This is a genomic window from Tahibacter soli (genome assembly GCF_025717065.2).
In the GTDB taxonomy this organism is placed as follows: domain Bacteria; phylum Pseudomonadota; class Gammaproteobacteria; order Xanthomonadales; family Rhodanobacteraceae; genus Tahibacter; species Tahibacter soli.
This window is the reverse complement of sequence record NZ_JAOVZO020000018.1, coordinates 688343-711820: the sequence shown is the minus strand read 5'-3', so window position 1 is coordinate 711820 and position 23478 is coordinate 688343. Positions and strand designations below refer to the sequence as shown.

The 23478-nt window shown below is 70.4% G+C and carries 11 protein-coding genes; 6 read left to right on the top strand and 5 right to left on the bottom strand.

The window, feature by feature from the left end; all coding sequences use genetic code 11:
• Positions 1 to 6: 6 nt before the first annotated feature.
• On the bottom strand, positions 7 to 711 hold the full coding sequence (locus OD750_RS16540) for a pirin family protein (protein WP_263541794.1): 705 nt from the start codon (positions 709 to 711) through the stop codon (positions 7 to 9).
• Positions 712 to 808: 97 nt separating this feature from the next.
• On the opposite strand from OD750_RS16540, the gene OD750_RS16535 reads away from it, so the two are divergent.
• The 4 genes from OD750_RS16535 to OD750_RS16520 all read left to right on the top strand — a co-directional run bounded on the left by OD750_RS16535 (position 809) and on the right by OD750_RS16520 (position 14770).
• Positions 809 to 1729, top strand: a complete 921-nt coding sequence (locus OD750_RS16535) for a LysR family transcriptional regulator (RefSeq protein WP_263541793.1) — start codon at positions 809 to 811, stop codon at positions 1727 to 1729.
• A 47-nt stretch (positions 1730 to 1776) separates the two neighbouring features.
• On the top strand, positions 1777 to 4107 hold the full coding sequence (locus tag OD750_RS16530; protein ID WP_263541792.1) for a winged helix-turn-helix domain-containing protein: 2331 nt from the start codon (positions 1777 to 1779) through the stop codon (positions 4105 to 4107).
• A gap of 111 nt (positions 4108 to 4218) precedes the next feature.
• The gene (locus OD750_RS16525; RefSeq protein ID WP_263541791.1) at positions 4219 to 5391 is read left to right on the top strand and encodes a Kelch repeat-containing protein; all 1173 of its coding nucleotides are present in this window, start codon (positions 4219 to 4221) and stop codon (positions 5389 to 5391) included.
• A 904-nt stretch (positions 5392 to 6295) separates the two neighbouring features.
• Positions 6296 to 14770 (top strand): GEVED domain-containing protein, encoded by an 8475-nt coding sequence (locus OD750_RS16520; RefSeq protein WP_263541790.1) that lies wholly within the window; start codon positions 6296 to 6298, stop codon positions 14768 to 14770.
• A gap of 53 nt (positions 14771 to 14823) precedes the next feature.
• Here the strand turns inward: OD750_RS16520 and OD750_RS16515 are convergent, their stop codons facing one another.
• From OD750_RS16515 to OD750_RS16500, 4 genes are all read right to left on the bottom strand, one after another.
• A complete protein-coding gene (locus tag OD750_RS16515; protein ID WP_263541789.1) occupies positions 14824 to 15561 on the bottom strand; it encodes a hypothetical protein in 738 nt (245 codons plus the stop codon).
• 13 nt (positions 15562 to 15574) lie between these two features.
• The gene (locus tag OD750_RS16510) at positions 15575 to 17134 is read right to left on the bottom strand and encodes a hypothetical protein (protein WP_263541788.1); all 1560 of its coding nucleotides are present in this window, start codon (positions 17132 to 17134) and stop codon (positions 15575 to 15577) included.
• A 152-nt stretch (positions 17135 to 17286) separates the two neighbouring features.
• Positions 17287 to 19782 (bottom strand): delta-60 repeat domain-containing protein, encoded by a 2496-nt coding sequence (locus tag OD750_RS16505; RefSeq protein ID WP_263541787.1) that lies wholly within the window; start codon positions 19780 to 19782, stop codon positions 17287 to 17289.
• A 127-nt stretch (positions 19783 to 19909) separates the two neighbouring features.
• Complete coding sequence (locus OD750_RS16500; protein WP_263541786.1) at positions 19910 to 21898, bottom strand: hypothetical protein; 1989 nt, start codon at positions 21896 to 21898, stop codon at positions 19910 to 19912.
• A gap of 282 nt (positions 21899 to 22180) precedes the next feature.
• Between OD750_RS16500 and OD750_RS16495 the strand changes: the two genes are divergently transcribed.
• Positions 22181 to 22489, top strand: coding sequence for a putative quinol monooxygenase (locus OD750_RS16495; protein WP_263541785.1), 309 nt, complete (start codon positions 22181 to 22183; stop codon positions 22487 to 22489).
• A gap of 114 nt (positions 22490 to 22603) precedes the next feature.
• Positions 22604 to 23446: a hypothetical protein gene (locus OD750_RS16490; RefSeq protein WP_263541784.1), complete on the top strand. Its 843-nt coding sequence runs from the start codon at positions 22604 to 22606 to the stop codon at positions 23444 to 23446.
• The last annotated feature ends 32 nt before the right edge of the window (positions 23447 to 23478 follow it).

The following is a 23478-nucleotide window of genomic DNA, read 5'->3' as shown; positions in this document are numbered from 1 at the left end:
GCGCCGTCACGGCGCCGTATCGACCAGCACGATTTCCGCATCTTCGATCGCGGTGACGCGCAGCGTCGTCACGTCGCGGATCGCCGCGCCGTCGCGCGCCGCCACGCGCACGCCGTTGACGTCCACCGCGCCCTTCGCGGGCACGAGGTAGCCGTAGCGGTTGTCGCCGAACGCGTATTCCGCCGATTCGCCGGCCGCGAGCGTCAGGCCCGACACGCGCGCGTTCGCGCGGATCGGCAGCGCTTCGTTCTCGTCGCCGGCCATGCCGCTCGCGAGCGTCACGAACCGGCCGGAACGATCGCCGCGCGGAAACGGCTTGCTGCCCCACGTCGGCGCGCCGCCGCTGCCGTCGGGAATGATCCAGATCTGGAAAATGCGCGTCGTATCGGATTCCAGATTGTATTCGGCGTGCTGGATGCCCGTGCCCGCGCTCATCACCTGCACGTCGCCCGCTTCGGTACGGCCGCGGTTGCCGAGGTTGTCCTGATGCGTGATCGCGCCGTCGCGCACGTAGGTGATGATCTCCATGTCCGAATGCGGGTGCGGCGGAAAGCCGGTGTTGGCCTGGATCGCATCGTCGTTCCACACGCGCAGCGCGCCCCAGCCCATGCGCGCGGCGTCGCGGTAGCCCGCGAACGAGAAGTGATGCTTGGCGTCGAGCCAGCCGTGGTTGGCGCCGCCGAGGGTGCTGAAGGGACGAAGTTCGATCATGTCGGTGCTCCTGGGAGTGGACGAGTGGCGACACGATAGCCCTCGGGCAGTTCGTTTAGAATGGAACGAATCGAAAGCCATCGTTTCCAAAATTGACATGCATGCACTGCCCGACCTCGAAGCCTGGGCCATCTTCGCGAAGGTGGCCGAATCCGGTTCGTTCGCCCGCGCCGCGACGGAGCTGGGCGTGTCGCAGGCGACGGTGTCCAAGGCCGTCTCGCGGCTCGAAAAGCGCTTGGGCGTGGTGCTGTTCCACCGCACGTCGCGGCGCTCGTCGCTGACGCAAAGCGGCGAAGGCGCGCTCGAACGCGCCGCGCGCATCCTCGCCGAGGGCGAAGCGGTCGAAGCCGAGGTCACGGCGCAGGCGCGCAGTCCGCGCGGACTCGTGCGCGTCGCGGCGCCCATGTCGTTCGGCGTGGCGCATCTGGCGCCGCTCTTGCCCGCGTTTCTCGCACGCTATCCCGACGTGACGCTCGAGATCGCGTTCGACGACGGCGTGACCGATCTCGTGGCCGGCGGCTACGACCTCGCCCTGCGCATTTCCGCGCTCGCCGATTCGAGCCTGCTCGCGCGGCGCCTGTGCGGCGTGCGCATCCTGCTCGTCGGCGCGCCGGCGTATTTCGAACGGCACGGCCGGCCGGCGCATCCGCGCGATCTGGCGAACCACGTGGGCCTGAGCTACGCGTATTCGCGCTTCGGCAACGCCTGGCGCTTTCGCCATCGGCGGCACGGCGAGTTCTCGATCGCGGTGCCGTCGCCGCTGCGCGTGAACAATGCGGAGGCGCTCAATCCGGCGCTCGTGGCCGGGCTCGGCGTTGCGCAGCAGCCGGAGTTTCTGGTGTGGCGCGAACTGCGCGCGGGCAAGCTCGAAATCGCGATGCCGGACTGGTCGCCGCCGGCGATCGCACTGCACGTGGTGACGCCGCCGGGCCGCGCGCGGCCCTCGCGCGTGCAGGTGCTGATCGACTATCTCGTCGGCAAGTTCGAAAAGGCGCCGTGGGCCGACCCGGGCGGTTGAGCGTGGCGTCGCGCTATGCTGGTCGGTGTTGCAAGCGCGGTGCGGGCATGAGCAAGGTCTATCGGTTCGGCGAATTCGCGCTCGACGGCGCGACGCGCGAGTTGTCGCGCGGGGCACAGCGGCAGATCCTGCCGCCGAAAATGTTCGAATGCCTGCAATGGCTGATCGAGCACCGCGACCGTGCGGTCGGACGCGACGAACTGCTCGCCGCCGTGTGGGGACAGGTCGACGCCGACGCGAACGTGCTCGTGCAGGTGATCGCGCGACTGCGCCGGCTGATCGACGCCGAGGGCATGGACGGCGCCGACAGCGCGATCCGCACCGTGCCGCGCTTCGGTTATCGCTGGGCGGCGGCGACGCAGGTCGGCACGGGGGACGGCGATACGTCGGCACCGGTCCCGCGTCGCGCGCCGTTCGCCTCGGCGTGGCGCATCGCCCTCTGGTCGCTCGCGCTCGCAGGTCTCGTGCTGATCGTGACGGTGCCGCTGCGGCGTTCCGCCGACGCGCCGGCGCCGATGCGTGCGCTCGTGCTGCCGGCCAGCGTCGACGCCGGCGAAGCCGCGACCGACCCCGCGCACGCCGAACACGGCTGGCTGCGCCTCGGCCTGATGGCGCTCGCGATCGAACGCCTGCGTGCCGCCGGTCTGCCGGTGGTGCCGGCCGACAACATCGTGGCGACCACACGCGGGCTCGACGCCGCGCTCGCGCCGGAGCGCTACGCCGAACGCGTCGCGACCGACTGGCCCGGCAGCCGCATCGTCACGCTTGACGCTCGCCGGCAAGACGGCCGCTGGCACGTCGAAGCCGTGCTCGCGCGCGACGCACGGGCGCCGCTGCGCGCGAGCGCCGACGGCGCCGATGTGCTCGATGCCGCGCGTGATGCGGCGGACGGTCTCGCGCTGGCGCTCGGCGGGACGCCGGCGTCCGGCGCGTCGTCGTCGGGCGGCCTGCTGCAGGCGCAGGCGGCGTCGCTCGCGGGCGAGGCCGATCGCGCGTTCGCCCTGCTCGACCGCGTCGAGGCCCCGTTCCGGCAAAACCCGGAATACCGCTACCAGCGCGCGTGGAGCGAATTCCTCGCCGGCCGGCTCGATGCCGCCGGGACGGATCTGCGTGCGCTGCTGGCCGACGTTTCCGCCGCCGACGCGCCGGTGCTGCGCGCCCGTGTGTTGAATGCGCTGGCCAATGTTCAATATCAGCAGGGCGACGTCGCCGGACAGCGCGCATCGGCCGATGCGGCCGTCGCGCTGCTCCAGGGGCAGGACGCGCCGGCCGAACTCGGTCGTGCGCTGATGGGTCGCGCGGTCGCGCTGGTGCGCGAAAACCGCATCGACGCGGCACGGCGCGACTTTCAGCTCGCGCGCGTGGCGCTCGAAAGCGGCGGCGACCGGCTCGGCATGGCGCGCGCCGAGCTGGCGCTCGGCGTGGTGCAGAAAAAGCAGGGTCGCTACGGCGAGGCACGCGCGGTGTTCCAGGGCGCGCTGCTCAATCTCGGCGCGCTGCGCGACCTGCACGACGAACTGCTCGCCTGTACGCATCTGACGGAAACATATCTGCAGCTGCTCGAACCCGCCGACGCGCTGGCGCTCGAACCGCGACTGGCCGAATTGATCGCCCGCGCGGCGCCATCGGCGACGCGCAGTCTCGCGCAGCTCACGCGCATCGAGGCGCTCGCCGCGAACGGCCGGCTCGGCGAGGCGCGAGCGTCGTTGGCGCGCGTATGCGGCGATGCCGGCGCGCGCTGCGAGGATCATCCCTGGCGGCTGCAGCTCGCGGCACTGCGCCTGCGCCTGATGCCGGGAGACGCGTCTGCCGGGCGCGACCTCGCGCAGGCTCTGCGCACCCCGCGCGGCGCACCGGCGGATGCGGCGGGGCGCGACCCCGGCCGTGCCTGGCTGACGCTGCTGCGCGAACGCATCGCCGCCGGCGCTACGTCCGACGCGGCACGCGTGCTGGCCGACGCGCAGGCGTGGGCCGACGGCGACACCGCGATCGAAACGCCGGTCTATGCCGCGCTCGCGCGTGCCGAATCGGCAGCCGCGCGCGGCGACACCGCCGCGGCGCGCGGCGCCTACGAGCGCGCGCTCGCCGACGCCGACGCGAACGCGGTGCCGGCCGACCTGCTCGTCGTCGCGTCGTCATACGTCGGCTGGCTGCTGGCCGGCGGCGACGGCGCCGAGGCCGCGGTCGCCGCCGGGCGCGTGGCCGCCTGGGCGCGCACCGACTTCGACGCCGCGCTCGTGCAACTGCGCGTGCAGCGCGCGCTCGGCCATCGGCCCGCGTGGCAGGCCGCACTCGCGCAGGCGCAGTCGCTGGCCGGCGAACGGCTTGTGCCGCCGGAGCTGGCACAGGTGCCCGTGCCCGCCGTGGCGGCGCGCTGAAACCCGTTCGATACGGCAATCTCATCGCATTCTCAGCGCGCGCGAATGCCCGGTCGCGACGCCGACGCAAGACTGCGGGGGCATTCCCGCACATCCCTCGGAACCGTTTCCATGCCCTCATCGTTACTCCGCGCGTGCGCCGCGCTGTTGAGCTTCGCCGCGGCCGGCGCCCAGGCCGGCGGCTTCGCCCCTACCGGCGACATGGTCTGGCCGCGCACCGTGCACACCGCGACGCTGATGAACGACGGCCGCGTGCTGATTGCCGGCGGCAATCGCCCGAGCGAGGAGCGGCCGGGCGGCGCGCATGTCGCGCCGATCGTGCGCGCACCGAGCGCGCTGGCCGAAATCTACGACCCGGCAACCGGCCTCTTCGGCGCCACGGGCGGACTCGTCGTGCCGCGCTTCGATCACGCGGCGGCGGCGCTCGCCGACGGCCGCGTGCTCGTGGTCGGCGGCTACGGCAACGACGAGACCCAGTCGAACGGCGAACTGTTCGACCCGGCAACGGGCGTTTTCACCGCGATCAAGAGCGGCGAAATCGTCGGCGGCGAGCGCAGCACGGCCACGGTGCTGACCGACGGCCGCGTGCTCGTGATCGGCGGCTTCCGTCAGGGGCCGCGCAACACGGCGCAGCTGTTCGATCCGGCGACGAACACGTTCGCGCAGACCGGTACGCTCAACGTCGGACGCTACGTGCATACCGCCACGCGCCTGTTGGACGGCCGCGTGCTCGTCGTCGGCGGGCTGGGCGGCAACGCGGTGCGCAGCGATGCCGAGATCTACGATCCGGCCGCGGGCACGTTCACGCTGCTGCCGGCGACGATGTCGGTCACGCGCGAACGGCACGCGGCGGCGCTGCTGCCCGACGGTCGCGTGCTGATCGCGGGCGGCTACACGGTCGGCGAGCAGTTGACGTCGGCGGAGCTGTGGAATCCGGCGACGGGGACGTTCGCGCCGGCCGCGAACACGATGGCCGTGCCGCGCGTCGACTACCACATGCGCACGCTCGGCAACGGCAAGGTGCTGCTGATCGGCAGCCAGCGCTTCGACCTCACGGCGTCGACGGCGGAGCTGTTCGACCCGGCGACGAACGCGTTCTCGTCGATCGCGCCGGGGCCGGCGACGGAGCGCGGCAGCGGCGAGGCGACGGTGCTCGCGGATGGGCGGGTGTTGCTCAGTGGCGGCAGCGATCTTCTGGATCCGAAGGGTGGGCGGGTTTTGTTTGGGGAGTTGTATACACCCGAGGTGGTCGATTCGATATTTGTTGACGGGTTCGAGTTGTAGGCTCTGTCGTCGACGCTTGGCGTTGAACAAAGCGTTCCGCTCGCTGCCGCGAGCGGGCAGGGAGAGATTGCTTGCCCAATCCCTCCCTGCACCCTCCAAGGGCACCCCGACGGCCGCGGTTTGCGGGCATCCATGCCCGCAAACTTCGCGAGATCGCTCCGGGGTTCGTTGATGGGCCATCCATGGCCCGTCAACGAACTGCGCACATCCTGTGCGCACCCGCTGCGCGGGCTTTTCCTCCGCAATCTCGCCGCGACCGACGGGGCCCCGGGTGAAGCGGGCGGCTTCCTGCCGCCAGATGCAACGGCAACGGCGCCGACAATCGAAGCGCGACGCGGCGCTTCTACAGAGCCGTCATACCGGCGAAGGCCGGTATCCAGCTTTTCCGACAGGTTCCGGGCCGCCGACCGTCCGCCGAATAAAAAGTTTTTTAGAATACTTGTTGCATTGTCACGAAACCGACACGCCGCCGCCTTTGTCGTCACTTTTCCTGCGCATCGACCGAACGAATCCTGCGCGCGTTGCAATTGTCCACGACTTCTTCTACCGGTCTGACCATCCGGCGTAGTACGGAATCGGGTAAGGTTGCCGGGTCTCGGCGCCATGCGGCGAAGACGGGCGCGGACCCGCCCGTTTCGCTCAGGTCGGAAGCCGTCGCCGGGACCGGCCCTGACGGATGCGGGCTCGTTGACCGTTGCACAACAACTCATTACAGGCACTGACCTAGCAGGGGGTCGAGCGGCGGGTTTCTTCCGTCCTCGCGGTCGCGCAGGCATCGCTTGCGCATCCATCGATCGTTCGCGGGAGCGATCCAATCCTTACGCGATTCTCTCGAATCGCGTCGGCACGCTGTCGCCCGACGGCCTGCTGGTTCGGCGCCGCTTCGCTCATAGGGGAGCCAAGCGTGATCAGCGCGTCGTTGCGTCTTTTGTTCGTCCTCGTCCTCGGCCTCGCCGCCACCTCGGTGCCCGCGCAGTCGCTGACCAAGACTGCGATCCAGGTCGATCCCGGCAACACCAAGCAGACCGGGCAGACGTTCGGCTATCGCCTGACGTACAACTGCTCGAGCACGAGCGGTCCCTGCATCGGCGCACAGGTCGTCGATCTTCTGCCCGCCGAGGTGCAGTACGTTTCGACGGTACCCGCCAGCCCCACCACCAGCGTCGCGGCCATCAACGTCACGCCGAACTTCGGCGGCTCGGGCCGCACGCGCGTGCAGTTCGTGATGGTCAATCCGCTGCCGGCCGGCAACAGCGGCGATCTCTTGATCAACGTGCGCTTCCCGAACGGCACGACGCCGAACGGCACGGTCGCGACGAACACGGCCGACGCGATCAACCTCGGCGCGACGCCCGGCACGTTCACGACGCCGCCGGTCGCGGTCACCGCGGTCGCGGCGCTGCAGGCGACGCTGGACAAGACGCTGACCTCGTCGCCCGCGAACCTCGACCTGCCCGAGACGTACCGCCTGCGCATCGCCGTGTCGAACAACGCCGGCAGCCTCGGCCTCACCGCGATCGGCCCGGTCGTCGACACGCTGCCGCCCGGCACGGTGTTCAACGGCTCGACGCCCGCCGCCGACTGCCAGCCCGGCTGCGTCGGCACGACGCCGGCGACGGTCACCTGGACGAGTCCGTGCAGCGTGCCGCTGAATCCGAACGGCACCTGCGACATCACGGTCAACGTCACATTCCCGTCCGGCACCTTCCCGAGCGGCACCAACGTCACCAACAGCTTCACCGCGACCGTCACGCCGCTCGGCCAGCCGCCGCAGGCGGTCGGCCCCGGCACGGTCACGCATCCGGTCACGACGTTCGTGCCGGCGCCCGGCGCGTCGCTCGCGAAGAACGTCGCGGGCGGATCGCCGAATCCGCCGACCCTCAACCAGACCTTCAGCTACGACCTCGTGCCCGGCAACAACGGCAACGTGGCGCTCGACAACCTCGTCGTCGTCGACACGCTGCCGGTCGCGTTCCAGCTCGCGAGCGTAACGACCGGCGCGTACAACGGCCTCGCCGATTTCGCCGCCGGCGAAGGCGTGCGCGTCAGCTACGAGAAGAACACCGCGCCCGGCGTGTTCACGCTGTGGGGCAGCTCGCCGAACACGACGACGAGCACGACGCTGACGGCGCCGCCGCCGGGCCTCGGCGCCGGCGAGTACGTCACGCGCATCCGCTGGGCATTCGGCCAGGCGCAGCCGGGCATGGCGCCGTCGACGCGACCGCTCGTGACCGGGCGCATCGTCAATCCCGACAACGCCGGCGGCCCCGTCGCGTTCGGCGCGACGATCGCCAACTGCGTCGATCTGACGGCCGTCTACACGGCCGGCCCGACCAACGTCACGCGCAACGCCTGCCGCAACTTCACGCTGTCGGGGCCGTTCGCGCAGCTCAATCCGGCCAAGGACGTATTGTCCGGCGCCGGCCCGTTCAATCCGAACCAGACGGTCTCGTTCCGCCTGCGCGTGCGCAGCGCGCCGCAGTCGAGCGATCCGGTGCCGCTCGAATACGTCGTCGCGACCGACCTGCTGCCGGTCGACCTGACGTTCGCGAGCTGGACGTTCGACGACCAGGGCACCGGCCTGCCGGCGCCGCAAGTGTTCAACCAGATCCCGAACTTCGCCGGCACCGGCCGCACGCTGCTGCGTTGGCGCTGGAACGCCGGCAGCGGCTCGCTCGGCGTGAACCAGCAGACCTTCATCAACATTTCCACGACGGTGCGCAACGGCGCGCCGAGCGGCAATCTCTCGAACGACTTCACGCTCGAACACGATGCGCCGGGTCTCGGTCAGCGCTGCTCCGGCTCGTCGCAGGCCGACCCGCTCGACTACGACGGCGACGGCGACACTGCCGAAACGCTGTGCCGCGCGACCGGCACGATCGCGGTCGCGCCGATCGCGCAGCTCGATTCGGACAAACTCACGCAATCGGTATGCGATGCGAGTTTCTCGAGCAACGGCCAGACGCTGCCGGGCGGCCAGATCCGCTATCGCGTCGCGGTGCGGAACATCGGCACGGTGCCGATGCAGAACGTCGTACTGGTCGACCTGCTGCCGCGTGTCGGCGACACCGGCGTGCGCGACACCAATCCGCGCGGTTCGCAGTGGCAGCCGCAGCTCGTCGCGCCGATCGTGCCGCCGTCGGGCACGACGCTGTACTACTCGACCGCGCCGAATCCGTGCCGCGGCGAAGTCGGCGGACCGACCACCGGCTGCGACGCGCCGAACTGGACGACCGCCGCGCCCGAACCGATTTCCGCGGCGACCGCGTTCAAGCTCGAGTTCGGCAGCCGCGTGATCTCGGCGTTCGACTCGCTCGCATTCGAGTTCGGCATGGCCGCGCCGGCGAACCTGCCGGCCGGCGCCGCGTACAACTCGTTCGCGTACCAGGCCGAGCGCGGCGACGGCCTCGGCGCGCTCGCGGCCGAGCCGCAGAAGGCGGGCGTCACGCTCGGCAGCTGCCCGCTGGCGCCGGCGCTCGGCGACTACGTCTGGGTCGACAGCAACGACAACGGCGTGCAGGACGACGGCAACACCGGCGTCAACGGCGTCACCGCGACGCTGTACGACAGCGGCGGCGACGGCGTGTCGGGCACGCCCGACGACGTTCCGGTCGCGCAGACCGTCACGCAGAACAGCCCGGGCGGCCAGCCCGGCTGGTACCGCTTCTCGTCGCTGACGGCGGGCGCGTGGCGCGTATGCATCGTGCCGCCGCCGAACTTCGTGCCGGCGCGCGCCGACCAGGGCGGCAACGACACGCTCGACTCCGACGGCAACCCGGTCACGCATTGCAGCGCGCCGGTGACGCTCGGCCCGGGCCAGGACATTCCCGACGTCGACTTCGGCCTCGTGCCGACCGCGGCGCTCGGCAACTACGTCTGGTTCGACCGGAACAACGACGGCCTGCAGAACGAACCCGCCGACGACGGCGCGAACGGCGTCACCGTACGCCTGTACGCCGACGACGGCGACGGCACGCCGGAACCCGGCGCCGGCGACGCGCTGGTCGCGACGACGGTGACCGCGCCCGACGCGTTCGGCCGCGCCGGCTACTACGGCTTCGACGAGCTCGTGCCGGGACAGCCGTACTTCGTGCAGTTCGTGCGGCCGGCCGCGGCGACCGCGTTCACGACGCGCGGCGCCGGCGCCGACGGCGGCGCCGATTCCGACGCGTCGCCGGCTGACGGCACCACGGCGATCGTCACGCTCGCGCCGGGCGAATACGCGCCGGACATCGACGCGGGCCTCATCGCGCCGTCGGGCACGCTCGCGCTCGGCGACCAGGTGTGGCTCGACACCGACAACGACGGCATCTTCGAACCGCCGTCCGGCGAGACCGGCATCGACGGCGTCGTGCTGCACCTGTACCGCGACGTTAACGGCAACGGCCTCGCCGACACCGACGAATACGCCGGTGCCACGGCCAGCGGCGTCGCGTCGGGCTTCAGCGGCCGCTACCGCTTCGGCAATCTCGCGCCGGGCAGCTACATCGTGGCCGTCGCACCGTCGAACTTCGTCGGCGGCGCGCCGCTCTCGGGTCTTTCGACGTCGACCGGCAACGACCCGGCGCCCGATCCCGACGACGACGTCAACGGCGACGACAACGGCACGCAGTCGGGCGCCGCGGTCGTCTCGCGCGCGGTCACGCTGACCGACAACGGCGAGCCGACGAGCGAGGACGGCAACAACGATACGAACCTCACGGTCGACTTCGGCTTCTTCGGCGCGCAGCCGCCGCGCTTCGACTACGGCGACGCGCCGGACGCGGGCGCCGGCAGCGGCCCCGGCAACTACGCGACGACGGTGTTCGACAACGGCGCCGTGCACGCGCTGTCGGCCGGTTCGCCGTATCTCGGCAACTGCGTCGACGCCGACGACGGCACCGCGCAGGACGCGCTCGCCGCCGGCGACGACAGCCGCGGCGGCGCGACGTTCGGCACCTGCGCGACGCCCGGCGACGACGAGGACGGCGTGACGTTCGCCTCGCCGTTCACGGTCGGCACGACCGCGACGTTCACGGTGCGCGCCGGCAACGTCGCCGCGTGCACGCTGAACGCATGGGTCGACTGGAACGGCAACGGCACGTTCGACGCGGCCGAGCAGATCGCGACCGACACGCCGATCGCCGCCGGCGGCACGGCGAACGTATCCGCGACGGTGCCGGCGAACGCCGTGCCCGGCGGAACCTATGCGCGCTTCCGCTGCGCCTCGGCCGGCGGCCTCGCGCCGACCGGCATCGCGGCCGACGGCGAAGTCGAGGACTACCGCGTCGAGATCGGCGGCGACGACTTCGGCGACGCGCCGGCGAGCTACGGCACGCAGGGCGCGGGCGCCGCGCAGCACGTCGTGACCGGCCCCGATCCGCTGCGCCTGGGCCAGTGCGTCGACCTCGAAGGCGACGGCGCGCCGTCGGCCGGCGCGAACGGCGACGATCTCGCCGCCGGCGCGCGCTACGGCCTGTGCTTCGGCGACGAGGACGGCGTGGTCTTCACGGCACCGGTCGTCGCGTGCCAGAGCGCGAGCGTGGACGTCACCGCGAATCGCGCGGGACGCCTCGACGCGTGGATCGACTACAACCGCGACGGCGACTTCGCCGACGCGGGCGAGCAGGTCTTCACATCGCAGAACGTCGTCGCCGGCTCGCAGCCGCTGACGTTCGACGTGCCGTGCACGTCGCAGGCCGGCAATCTCTATTCGCGCTTCCGCCTGTCGAGCGCCGGCGGCCTCGGGCCGGCCGGCAGCGCGCCGGACGGCGAAGTGGAAGACTACGTGACCCTCGGCGGCACGAGCGACTTCGGCGACGCGCCGGCGCCGTATCCGACGCTGCTGGCGAACGACGGTCCGCGTCACGCGGCGATCGCCGGCTTCTCGCTCGGTGCGACGATCGACGGCGAAGCAGACGGCCAGCCGACGACGCCGGCCGACGGCGACGGCGCCGACGAAGACGGCGTGACGTTCCCCGGCGGCCGTCTCGACGTCTGCACGACGGCGTCGTTGTCGGTATCGCTGACGAACACGGCGAGCGTCGCGAACGCGAGGCTCGATGCGTGGATCGACTTCAACCATGACGGCGACTGGAGCGACGCGGGCGAACGCGTCGCGACGAGTCTCGCGCTCGCGAGCGGCGCCAACGCGGTGCCGGTCGTCGTGCCGTGCACGGCGCTGCCCGGCGCGACGTACGCGCGCTTTCGCCTGTCGAGCGCCGGTGTCGCCGGCGTCACCGGCGCGGCGCCCGACGGCGAAGTCGAGGACTATCGCGTCGTGCTGCGCGGCACCGACTACGGCGACGCGCCCGACCCCACCTACCAGACGCTCGCGGCCTCCGGCGGCGCGATGCACCGCATCGATCCGACGACGTCGCTGTATCTCGGCGCGTGCGTCGATTCCGAAGCCGACGGCCAGCCGAGCGCCGGCGCGACCGGCGACGATGCGAGCACGGGCGCGCCGGGCGCGGGCACCTGCGCCGGCAACGACGACGAAGACGGCGTGGTGTTCACGACGCCGATCGCCGCGTGCCGCAACGGCGGCATGACGGTCACGGCCGGCGCGGCCGGACTCTTCGACGCGTGGATCGACTTCGATCGCGACGGCGCGTTCGAAACCGCCGAGCGCATCTTCGATCACCAGTCGCTCAACGCGGGCGCGAACGCGCTGACGTTCGCGGTGCCGTGCACCGCACAGCCCGGCGTGTCGTACCTGCGCATGCGCCTGTCGAGCGCCGGCACGAACGGTCCCGGCGGCGTCGCCGAGGACGGCGAGGTCGAGGACCATGCCGTGAACATCGCGGCCGTCGACTACGGCGACGCGCCCGACACGTACGGCACCACGCGCGCGAGCAACGGTCCGACGCACGTGATCGGCGCATCGCCGCTGTACCTCGGCGCGTGCGTCGACGGCGAAGCCGAAGGCGCGGCGTCGACCGACGCGCTCGGCGACGACGGCGCGGCCGGCAGCGGCACCGCCGGCACCTGCGGCGTCGCGGGCGACGAGGACGGCGTGGTGTTCGCCACCGTGCCGACCGCGTGCAAGGCGGCGCCCGTCACGGTGACCGCGAGCGCGGCGAGCCGCCTCGATGCGTGGGTCGATTTCAACAACGACGGCGACTTCGGCGACGCGGGCGAACAGGTGTTCGCGAACACGGCGCTCAACGCCGGCGCGAACGCGCTGACGATCAACGTGCCGTGCGACTCGGCCGGCGGCAATCTGTTCAGCCGCTTCCGCGTCAGCTCGACGGGCGGCCTCGGGCCGAACGGCCCCGCGGACGACGGCGAAGTCGAAGACCATCGCATCCTCGGCACGCAGCAGGCCGACTTCGGCGACGCGCCGGACACGTACGGCACGACGTTCGCGTCGGGCGGTCCGCGTCATGCGGTCGGCACGGGCAGCACGCTGTTCCTCGGCGCGTGCGTCGACACCGAAAGCGATGCGGCGACGCCGCTCGACGCGACCGGCGACGACACGACGACCGGCGGCACCGTCGCCGGCACGTGCACGGGCAACGACGACGAAGACGGCGTGACGTTCGCGACGCCGCTCGTCGCGTGCTCGGCAGGTTCAGTCAGCGTGACCGCGAGCGAGGCCGGCCGCCTCGACGCGTGGATCGACTTCAACCGCAGCGGCACGTTCGACGATCCGGCCGAACGCATCGCTACGTCGACGCCGCTCGCGGCCGGCGTCAACACGGTGCCGGTGAACGTGCCGTGCGGCGCGAATCCGGGATCGACCTACGGCCGCTTCCGCATCAGCGCGAACGGCGGACTCGGCGTCGGCGGACCGGCGACGACGGGCGAAGTCGAAGACCATGCGCTCGTGCTGCGCGCGACCGACTGGGGCGACGCGCCGGCGACGTACGGCACGACGCAGGCCGGCGACGGTGCGCGTCACGGCATCACCGCGGGCTTCTCGCTCGGCGCGACGGTCGACGCGGAACCCGACGGCCAGCCGACGGTCGCGGCCGACGGCGACGGCGCCGACGAAGACGGCCTGACGTTCTCCGACGGCACGACGTTCGCCGCCTGCACGACGCACGCGCTCGTCGTGAACCTCACGAACGCGGCCGGCGTGCAGACGCCGCGGCTCGACGCGTGGATCGACTTCGACGGCGACGGGCAATTCAACGACCCGCGCGACCGCATCGCGAACGGCACGGCCCTCGCGGCCGGCGCCAATCCGCTCGCGGTGAGCGTGCCGTGCGACGTCGCGTCGCATGCGCGAACCTACGCGCGCCTGCGCCTGAGCGCCGCCGGCACGGCGACGCCGACGGGCGCCGCGCTCGACGGCGAAGTCGAGGACTACGCGGTCGCGACGGCCGGCTACGACTACGGCGACGCACCGGCCCCGTACCCGACGACGCGCACGCAGGACGGCGCGCGGCATCGCGTGCTCGATACGGCGAACCCGACGCTCGGCGCCGCGGTCGACACCGAAGCCGACGGCCAGCCGTCCGCCGCCGCGAACGGCGACGATCTTGCCGGCACGCCGGACGACGAAGACGGCGTGGTGTTTCCCTCGACGCTCGTCCCGGGCACGAACGGCACCGTGACGATCGCGGCCGGCGCGACCGGCGGCCTCGTCGACGGCTGGATCGACTTCAACGCCGACGGCGATTTCGACGATGCGGGCGAGCAGATCCTCGCGAGCCATGCGCTCGCCGCGGCGCAGTCGGAAAACGTCACGTTCGCGGTGCCGGTCGGTGCCACGACCGGCAGCACGTTCGCGCGGTTCCGTATCTCCGCCGCCGGCGCGCTCGCGCCGACCGGCGCGGCGCCCGACGGCGAGATCGAAGACCACCTCGTCGGCGTCGGCGCGGCGCAGCCGTCGATCGGCGTCGCCAAGGCGCTCGCCGAAGTGCAGCGCATCACGCCGCTGCGCTACCGCGTCGCGTTCGACGTGCGCATCGCGAACACGGGCAACGTACCGCTGACGAACGTGAGCGCCACCGACGACCTCGCGACCGTGTTCACCGAAGCGCTCGCGTTCTCGGTCGTGTCGCTGACGAGTGCGGACTTCGCGGTGAACCCGGCCTACGACGGCCGCACGAACCTGCAGCTGCTGGCGCCGGGCGCGACGCTCGCGGTCGGCGGTGCGGGCGTCGTGCGACTCGCCGTCGAAGTGGAACTGCACCGGTTCTTCGGTCCGTTCCGCAACACGGCGGTCGCGACCGGCGACACGCCGGGCGGCGGCACCGTCACCGACACGTCGCAGGACGGCGCGAACCCCGACCCGGACAACAACGGCGACCCGGGCGACAACAGCGATCCGACGCCGGTGAGCTTCAACGTGATCAACCCGGTCGCGGTGCCGGGCCCGGGCCTGCCCGCGCTGCTGCTGCTCGCGGCGCTGCTCGCGGGCGTCGCGCTGCGACGCAGGACGATCGTCTGAAACGACGCGGGGCGCCGGTGTGACCGGCGCCCCGCGTCCTCATGCGTCGGGCGTCAGGCGTCGAGCAGGTCGCCGATCGCGGGGCGGACCAACTCGGCGGCAGCCTCGATTCCGCGTGCAGAGCGAACGGGCTGCACCTGAGGTTCGCCGAACAGCGGGTCTTTTACGCGCAAGCACGAATACAGTGGACGCAGACCTTCGGCGCCCACGGCGTGGAACAGCCTGCCGCGCGTCGAAACGACCTTGAGTCCGAGCTTGGGATCGGACAGCGAAAGGCCACCGATCGGGCCGGCAACGCTCGCTGCCAGCACGAGTTGCGCGGCGCTGTCCTCGGAGATGACGACCGTGGCGCTCTTGGCGGCGTAGAGCGATTCCACCAGCAACCATTCCGGCTCCCAGGCTTTGCGCCGGTGCGCTTCCAGGATGGCCTTTGCCGCCGCCATGCGGTTCTCCAGACGATGCACCTGAAGGCCGTTCGCGTGAAAAAGAAATGCGCCGGAACTCGAGAAATCAACGGTGACTTCCGCCGTCGCCACGCCGGCCACGCCGGCGCTCGCGGGGACGTTGACGGCGGTGCCGCGTGTCGATGTGTATTGGACATCAAGCGTCGCGCCGATCGCTGCCGTTTCCGACGCGATGCCGAGCTCCTCGAGCGACGTCATGCGCCGGAAGCGGCCGCCTTCGAATACGCCGACGTCCCCGATCTCGATCGGTTCGCCCGGCAACCAGGTCGCGAAGAAGCCCAGCTTGTCGTGCAGTTCCGATTGATAGGTTCGTACCGGGCTTGCCATTGACGGTTCTCCTTCAGTGCGACGGGTTTCCATAGGGCGCAGGCCGGCGCAGCGATGCGACGTCCAACGTGTGGATGAGCCGGATCGGGTCCTGACTCATATAACGCTCCGCGGCGGCTTTCGCCGCCATGAAATCCAATAGCTTGTCGTGGCGCGGCTCGTCGCCGTGGTCGTCGGCCTCGACGGCGCCCGTGGCCTCGAACAGGACGATGTCGCCGCGTTGCAAGGCACCGCGCAGTTCGCCGATACCGCAGTCGCTGCGCAGCGCCGGCTCGTCGAGCGCGCGAAAACCGACCAGCGCGTGACGCGACTGGCGTACCTCGAGCACGAGGACCAACGCGTTCTGTCCCGCAGCTTCGATCTGCGCGGCGAACAGGCATGCCAGGTCGATGCACGTCGCAGCCTTGCTTTGCTCGATCAGGCCGGGCGGACGAATCTGCTGGACGCCGGGTCCATGACCGGTGCGGGGTTCGATTTCGTATACAAAGCGGTGCCGCTTGAGCCCGTCGTACAGCGTCCGGCATACCAGCATGCTGAAAGTCCGACTGCGATCGGTGCCGAGCGCCTTGCCTATGCCGTGCCTGGCCCGGTTCACCTGGTCTTGCACGAGCGGGTCACCGGGCCGCACGTGATGAAGCAGGCCCGGCCCGTCTTCGGCGTTCCAAAGATCGTGCTTCGTCGGTTCCCAGTACGTGGTACCTACCGATCTCGCAGCGTCGGCGACGGTCGAGTCGCGCGCGATCTCGACCGGCTCGACGAAGCCGCCGCGATAGCTCGCCAGCTGGCGTCTGACCTCGATCAGCGCCTCTTCGGCCGAGCGCCAGCGGATCAAGCCGGTCAGCGACGGTTCGCAGTTGTCCGCGCGCGGATCCAGCTGCAGGCGCACCGACGGGATGCAATGCGCGTGCGCCATCGCCAGCGCGACATGCGCATTCGACAGCCGGGCACCGAGTACGAAAACGCACAGCTCGGAACGCCAGAGCGTTTCGAGCAGCCGCACATCGTCGAGCGCCCGCGTGCGTCGCGTCGGTGCGATCTGTCGCACTTCGAATCGTTCGCGGCGGAGCAGCTCGCCGACGCCGTCCGCCAGGTCGCGGTTGGCAGGTCCGTCGTCGACGACGAGCGTCGCCTGATTCCGGGGACGCGAGCGATGCGCTTGCTCGCCCGCCGTGCCGGTGCCGCGTTGGAACGCGCTGATCGCGGCGAGGTGGCGCTCGCGATCGTCATCGAGTGCCGCGGGGTTGAACGAAACGGCGTCTTCGGGAAAGTCGAGCGTATGCCGTTCCAGCACGTGTTCGTCGACAAAGAGCAGGCGCCGCACCCGCGCGCGCCGGGCCAGGTTCAGCTCCTGACTGATGTAGCGCGAATAGGCGGCGGGGTCGTCCTCGCTGGGCCGTCGCGAAACGATGGAAACGAACCCGCTCGTCTCGTGCAGGTAACGCTCGAGCTTCGCCACGCACCAGATCGCGCTCTTCTGATCGGCATACAGCGGAATGTCTCTTTGCACGAAATGCTCGAGAAAATAGCTGTTGACGGCGACGTCGCGATAGCTGTGGCTGAAGTAGAAATGCATCGATCGGCCCGGTGTCGAGCGATATTATTATAAAAATAGTCTCGGTTGGACGGCGTACGCCGCCATTGTAGTGAATCCGGTGCTCGACGAGCGCACCGCATGCGCTTGCGGGGGGCGAGCGAGAGCAGCGATTCGACGCGCGCCCGGCGGAGCTATTGAAAACCGTCGGTGAAAATCCCGTCTGCGCGCACCACGTGCACCTGCCGCACCCGCTGCTCGACGCCGGCGTTGGCGCTGTCGCCCGCGTTCGACACGCGGCCTCGCACGCGCACGTAGAACGTCTGCGCGAGCGTCGGCGTGTAGGCGTCGTACATCCAGCCGCCGCCGCCGCGTCGCATCGCGCCGAGCACCGTGTACGTGTTGCCGTTCGTCGACACCGCGACGTCCGGCGGCGCGACGAGTTCCGGCGACGTGCCGCCGCGGCGCCAGCGGATCAGCGCCGGGCCGTTGACGTACGCGATGACGTCTATGCCCTGCAGCGCCGCCTGCGGCGCGTTCAGCCGTCCGAAGTAATCGTTGTTAGCGTTGCCGCCGAGATCGAGAAACTGGCCGGAGGCGTACACTTTTCCATCCGGCGCGATCGCGAGGTTGTTGACGTACCTGGGGCTCGTCGACGCGGCCGTCGGCGTCGTCCATGTCGCGTCGATCGAACCGTCGAGGTTCAGGCGCGCGAGAAACGCGCCGTCGTCGCCGCCGACCAGCACCTTGCCGTCGGCCTGCATCGCGAGCGTGCGCACGACGCCGTCTAGATCGGGCCGGTAGTCCGGGTCCACGATGCCGTCGGCGCTCAGGCGGGCGATGCCTTCGCGCGCGAAGCCGCCGGTGACGGTGAACGTGCCGGCGATTACCAGTCGTCCGTCGGGCTGCTGCGCGAGCGCGACGATCGGCGCGTTGGCGCCGGGCTGGAAAACCGGATCGATCGCGCCGTCGGCCAGCACGCGCGCGATCTGAAAGCGCACCGCACCGCCGACGTTCGTGAACTCGCCGGCGATGACGATCTTGCCGTCCGGCTGTATGAGCAGATCGCGCACGCGGCCGTTGGCGTTCGGATTGAAATCGGTGTCGACGCTGCCGTTGGCGTTGAGCCGCGCGAGGCGGTTGCGCGTATTGCCGCCGACCGCCGTGAAATCGCCGCCGATCACGAAACGGCCGTCCGTTTGCAGCGCGACCGCGTAGACGGCGTCGTTGGCGTTCGGATTGAAGCCGGCATCGAGATTGCCGACCGCGTCCACGCGCGCGATGCGATTGCGCGTCGTTGCGTCGACCTGCGTGAAGGCGCCGCCGATCACCATCGCGAGGTCCGGCTGCATCGCCAGCGCGTAGACGACGGCGTTCGGATTCGGCGCGAACGTCGCATCGACGCCGCCGTCGGGGTTCAGTCGCGCGAGGCGATTCGCCGCCTGCCCGCCGATGCTCGTGAACGCGCCGCCGAGGATCATGCGGCCGTCGCCTTGCGCCGCGATCACGGTCGGGAATGCCGGATTCGGAACCGGCGTGCCGCCGAACGCCGTTTCCAGACTGCCGTCGGCGTGCAGCCGCGCGATGCGGCGGCGCGTCTGCCCGCTGACGGTGGTGAACGTGCCGCCGAAGACGATCTGTCCGCCCGGCTGCTGCGCGAACGCGAGCACGGCGCTGCCCGCGCTCGGCGCGAAGCCCGCATCGATGCTGCCGTCGACGTTCACACGGGCGATGCGCGTATGCGCAAGGCCGCCCGCGGTCGTGAAGACGCCGCCGATCAGCGCCTTGCCGTCGTCCTGCAGCGCAAGCCCGGTGACGCCGCCGTTGAGGCCGGGATCGTAGCCGGCGTCGATCGTGCCGTCGGTGTTCAGGCGCGCCATGCCGTTGCGCGGCTGTCCCGCGATGGTCGTGAAATTGCCGCCGATCACGAGCCTGCCGTCGGGTTGCAGTGCGAGTACACAACTGCACATATCCGGATTTGGCGTGTAGGTGCTGTCGACGACGCCGTTGACGCCGACGCGTGCGAGGCCGTTGCGCGGCTGTCCGGTCATCTGCGTGAACTGCCCGGCGAGGATCGCGCGGCCGTCGGCCTGTATCGCGACCGCCTCGACGATGCCGTTGGCGGCGGGGTTGGACGAGATCGCGAGCAGCTGCGCGCTCTCGGTCACGACCGCGACGTTGGAACGCGGAAAGCCGTTCACCATCGAGAAATCGCCGCCGATCATCAGCTGCCCGTTGGCGCGCAGCGCGATGTCGTAGACGACGCCGTTGACGTTCGGCGCGTAGGTCGCGTCCACACTGCCGTCGGGCATCAGCCGCGCGAGGTGGTTGTGCGCGGCGCCGCCGACCTGGACGAAATTGCCGGCGATCAATATCCGGCCGTCGTTCTGCAGCGCGATCGCCTGTACGCCGCCGTCGATCGCGACCGCGGCGAAATCCGGATCGAGTCTGCCGTCGGCGGTGAATCGTGCGATACGGTCGCGTGCCGCGCCGCCGATCTGCGTGAACGCGCCGCCGACGAGAATCTTGCCGTCGGGCTGCGTGACGACGGCGAGCACGCTCGCGTTCGCATCGGGGTCGAACGGCGCGGCGGACTGGGCCGTTGCGAGCGACGCGAAGCCGGCGGCGATGACGACGGCGGCGAGCAGGCGGAACCGGCGGCGGGGCCGGGCGTTGGGTGCGTGGATCATGCGTCGCGCTCCGAGGTTGCGTGGCCCCTCGGGATTGGAACGTCGCCCGTGTCGTGCGCCGAACATCGGCGGTGCCGCGTCGCGGGGCGCCGGCATGCCGGCGCCCCGCGAGCTCAGCCGATCGCGATCACGGATTGCACTGCGGCAACCACGGCCGGCGGTCGCACAGCGTGCCTTCCTCTTCGGGTTCCTCGACCGGATCGAAATAGCCCCAGCGCGGACTGCCGCCGAGCAGCGGGTTCGGTTCGGCGTCGAGATCGAGTGCGTAAATGTGGAAACTGCGCGTGCCGGTGCGGTAGTTCGCGGGCAGCGCGATGTCGAAGCCGCTGTAGGCACCGGTACCGTGCACCTGCTGCACGTCGGGTCGCGCAAGGCCGGTGGTGCCGCTCGTGACGAAGACGCCGCTCGAATACACGTGCACGGTCACGGGCGATGTCGAGTGGTCGGGGTCGAACGTCCAGCCGCGCACGCGGCCGGTCGTCGAATTGAGCTCGTCGAACGAGCCGAGCGGCGCGCGGTTCGGTTTCGAGAACACCACCTCGCCGCTGACGACCGCGGTGTCGGTCGGATCGACGACGCGCCAGACGGTGTGGATCGGTTCGGCGGTCATGTCGTGCGGATAGCGGTTGATGTTGTCGACTTCGGCGACGGTTTCCCACTGGCGCGGATGCTGCGGCGATGCGACGCGCGCACGCTGGATCGCGACACGCTTGCCGCCGCCGCTCCACTGCAGCAGCTGCACGCCGGTGCCGGTCGGAAACAGGAAGCCGGCGTTCGAGAATTTCGCGCGCGGATTGCCGATCCATACCGGCGCCATGACGATGTCGTGGTCGGGCCACGCGCCGACGAGTCGCACGAGATAGACCGATTCGAACGGCGTCACCGCGAACAGTTCGGTGCCGAAGTCGGTGGCGCCGTTGAGATCGACGGTCTTCACCGGCGCGTCGGGCCGTGCCGGCGACCACAGCTCGGCGCGCCAGAAACCGGCGTAGGTGCCGTCATGCTGCGCGAGGCTGCGGCCCCAGACCTTGAACGGCAACGGCGACGCGTTGTCGGCGAGCGAGAACTCGTCGCCCATCACGCGTCCGCCCGCGGCGAACATGCCGACGCTGCGGTCCATCGTCGAGCGGAACGTGCGGCGGTCGGTCAGGCCGGTCAGGAATGCATTCGGGCTCCACGGCGTCGACGCCGGCATGACCATGCCGGTACGTCCGCGCGGCGCGAAGCCGGATTCGCCGTTCGCGCGATGCACCGCTTCGTACGACTGTCCCGGATAGAGCACCCACGGCCGCACGAACGAACCGTCCGGATTGCGTGCGCCCCAGTGGGAATTGAGGTGATAGTCCGCGTGCACGTCGTAGTGCGCGGTCGGCGACACGCGCCAGCCGTTGCGCAGCAGCGTGAAATAGGCGCGCAGATTCGCCATGTGCGCCTCGTCGCTGCCGCCGCCGTGCAGGATTTCCGCCGTGTCGACGATGCGCCGCAGCTTCGTGCGCGCCGTGCCGGGCGCGGGCAGCTGCGTGTAGTCCGCGGTCGGTCCGGAGACGTGGTTGAGCTGCACGTGGATCGACTGCAGGTGATCGTCGTTGTAGCCGGCCTGGATCTTGCCGAACATTTCCGACAGGTTGCCGCTCTTCTGTCCCGGCCAGCCGTTGATCGTGTTGTAGTGGTTCGGATGGTCGTGGCTGCCGGGCGGATGATTGCCGCCGTCGTAGTAGTTCTCCTGGCCGTTGATCGTCACCATGCCGCGGCTGTCGGCGGCGCCGAATTGCGCGACGAACGGTCCCCACGCGTCGTAGTCCTCCCACGACGTCGAATGGTTGTTGCGCGAAAAGAAGTCGTAGCCGAACGACCATGCGATGCCTTGCGTGATCGCCCAGGACTGGAACGCGTTGGGGCTGTCGTGGCCGCGCGTATGCGAATGGAGCTGGCCGGTGTAGACGTTCCAGTCGCCGAGCTCCAGTGCGAACGTCGTGCGGTTGGTCTCGCGTGCGGGCCAGGGCAGCGTGCGCGCCTGGCTGATGAACGCGTTGTGATCCTGTGCCGCCGCGGCGCCGGCGAACGCAAGGCCGATGCCGAGTGCGAAGCGTGTGAGGTAACGCCTTGATGCAAGCATGGTCGAGTCCTCGTTGGGGTGGCCGCGGCGGTGTGGCGAGCCGCGGTGATACCGAGGACGGCGTGGCGTGCGCGAACAAATCGCCGCGCTGTGAAAAGCGCAACAAAGGTATCTCGTATCGTTGTTCAAAAGATGTTACGAGTCGCGCGGGGCGTCGGCCGGAGACTGCGCGACGAATCTGCATGCGCGACTGGCACCCCGAAATTCGCCCCGTCCGGCTCCGGACCGTGCGAGCCCGTTTGCTTACGCTGCGTCTCACCGCAACCGCAAGGAGACGCACCAATGGTCACCGTCGTCTGGGATACCTGGATCAAGCCTGGCGCGGAGGCGGAAGGCCTTGCGCTGACACGCCGCATCTGGGAAGACATGCGCCGCTTCGACGGCTACGTGTCGCACGAGCTGCTGTTCGACGTCGATGCGCCGGGGCATGTCATTGCGCTCGGCGTCTGGGCGAGCCGCGAACACGCCGACCGCATCCGCGAGCTGTACAAGGATTCCGACGTCATCGCCCGGCTGCTGCCGCTGCTCGAAAAGCCGCGCGACCGGTGGATCACGCAAGCCGAAGCCGCATCGGTCGCCGCGGTCGCCTGAAGATCCGGCGTGCGCCGATGCGCGTGCCGGATTTTTCCTATTGCACGGAAGGTACAAATCGACAAAGCTATTCGTCGACCGGGGGCTCCGCCAATCGCAGCAACGGAGCCCGCAATGCACTATCTCGCTCGTATCGACGCCGCCGACGAAGGCGACGTGTTTCACGCCGGCCTGCAGATCGACGGCTGGCGCTACGCGTACCTGCGCAGCGTCGAAAAAAGCCGCCGCCGACTGCTGCGCGGCGGACGGCCGTTCGACGCCACGCTGTTCGTCGTCGAAGCCGACAGGCGGCGACGCTATGTCGCCCGGCTCGCCGGTGTGGAGTGCCTGCACGAATCGCATGCGCTGGCGGCCCGCGCGGCGCTCGCGCAATACGGCTGGCTGGCGACGCATGGCGACGGTGCCGTGCCGGCCGACGGTGCCGCGTTCAACGTGCGTTTCCGGTTCGGCGACATCCGGCGCTATCCGAGCGACGCGTTCGCCGCCGAAGACGACGTCGTGATGCGGCTGCATCGCTACCAGCTGCATGGCGTCGGCGAGGACATCGGACCGGCGCCGCCGCGTTCGCCCGAGCACGCGGCAATGCGCCGGCGGCTCGTCGACCAGTTGCGTGCGGCGCATCCGCACGCGCGTATCGACTTCGACACGGCGGACGCCGACGTGCTGCTGCGCGATCACGACACGACGTACGCGTTCCAGATTCGTACCGAACTCGATCCGCGCACGGCGCTGCGCCGCTCGCTCGACCGCCTCGTGAGGCACTATCTGAGCGATCTCGACGAAACGCCGGCGTTGCGCCTCGTCGTCGTCGTGCGCAAGGAACCCGACGCCGCCGACCTGCGCTACCTGTCGCTGCTGCGGGGCCTGCTCGGCCTGCCGATCGCCTGCCGCGTCGTTGCGGTCGATCCGCCGGCCGGCGTCGGGCAGCGAGTCGGGCCGGCGGGCGCGCGGCTGTGAGCGGGTATCGAAGCGGTGGCCGTCCGTGGCCG

What these genes read in the sequence shown, in the direction of transcription:
- OD750_RS16495 (WP_263541785.1), top strand. Translation starts at nt 22,181, where the DNA reads ATGGTCACCGTCGTCTGGGATACCTGGATCAAGCCTGGCGCGGAGGCG.
- OD750_RS16535 (WP_263541793.1), top strand. Translation starts at nt 809, where the DNA reads ATGCATGCACTGCCCGACCTCGAAGCCTGGGCCATCTTCGCGAAGGTG.
- OD750_RS16505 (WP_263541787.1), bottom strand. Translation starts at nt 19,782, where the DNA reads ATGATCCACGCACCCAACGCCCGGCCCCGCCGCCGGTTCCGCCTGCTC.
- OD750_RS16515 (WP_263541789.1), bottom strand. Translation starts at nt 15,561, where the DNA reads ATGGCAAGCCCGGTACGAACCTATCAATCGGAACTGCACGACAAGCTG.
- OD750_RS16540 (WP_263541794.1), bottom strand. Translation starts at nt 711, where the DNA reads ATGATCGAACTTCGTCCCTTCAGCACCCTCGGCGGCGCCAACCACGGC.
- OD750_RS16525 (WP_263541791.1), top strand. Translation starts at nt 4,219, where the DNA reads ATGCCCTCATCGTTACTCCGCGCGTGCGCCGCGCTGTTGAGCTTCGCC.
- OD750_RS16510 (WP_263541788.1), bottom strand. Translation starts at nt 17,134, where the DNA reads ATGCATTTCTACTTCAGCCACAGCTATCGCGACGTCGCCGTCAACAGC.
- OD750_RS16490 (WP_263541784.1), top strand. Translation starts at nt 22,604, where the DNA reads ATGCACTATCTCGCTCGTATCGACGCCGCCGACGAAGGCGACGTGTTT.
- OD750_RS16500 (WP_263541786.1), bottom strand. Translation starts at nt 21,898, where the DNA reads ATGCTTGCATCAAGGCGTTACCTCACACGCTTCGCACTCGGCATCGGC.
- OD750_RS16530 (WP_263541792.1), top strand. Translation starts at nt 1,777, where the DNA reads ATGAGCAAGGTCTATCGGTTCGGCGAATTCGCGCTCGACGGCGCGACG.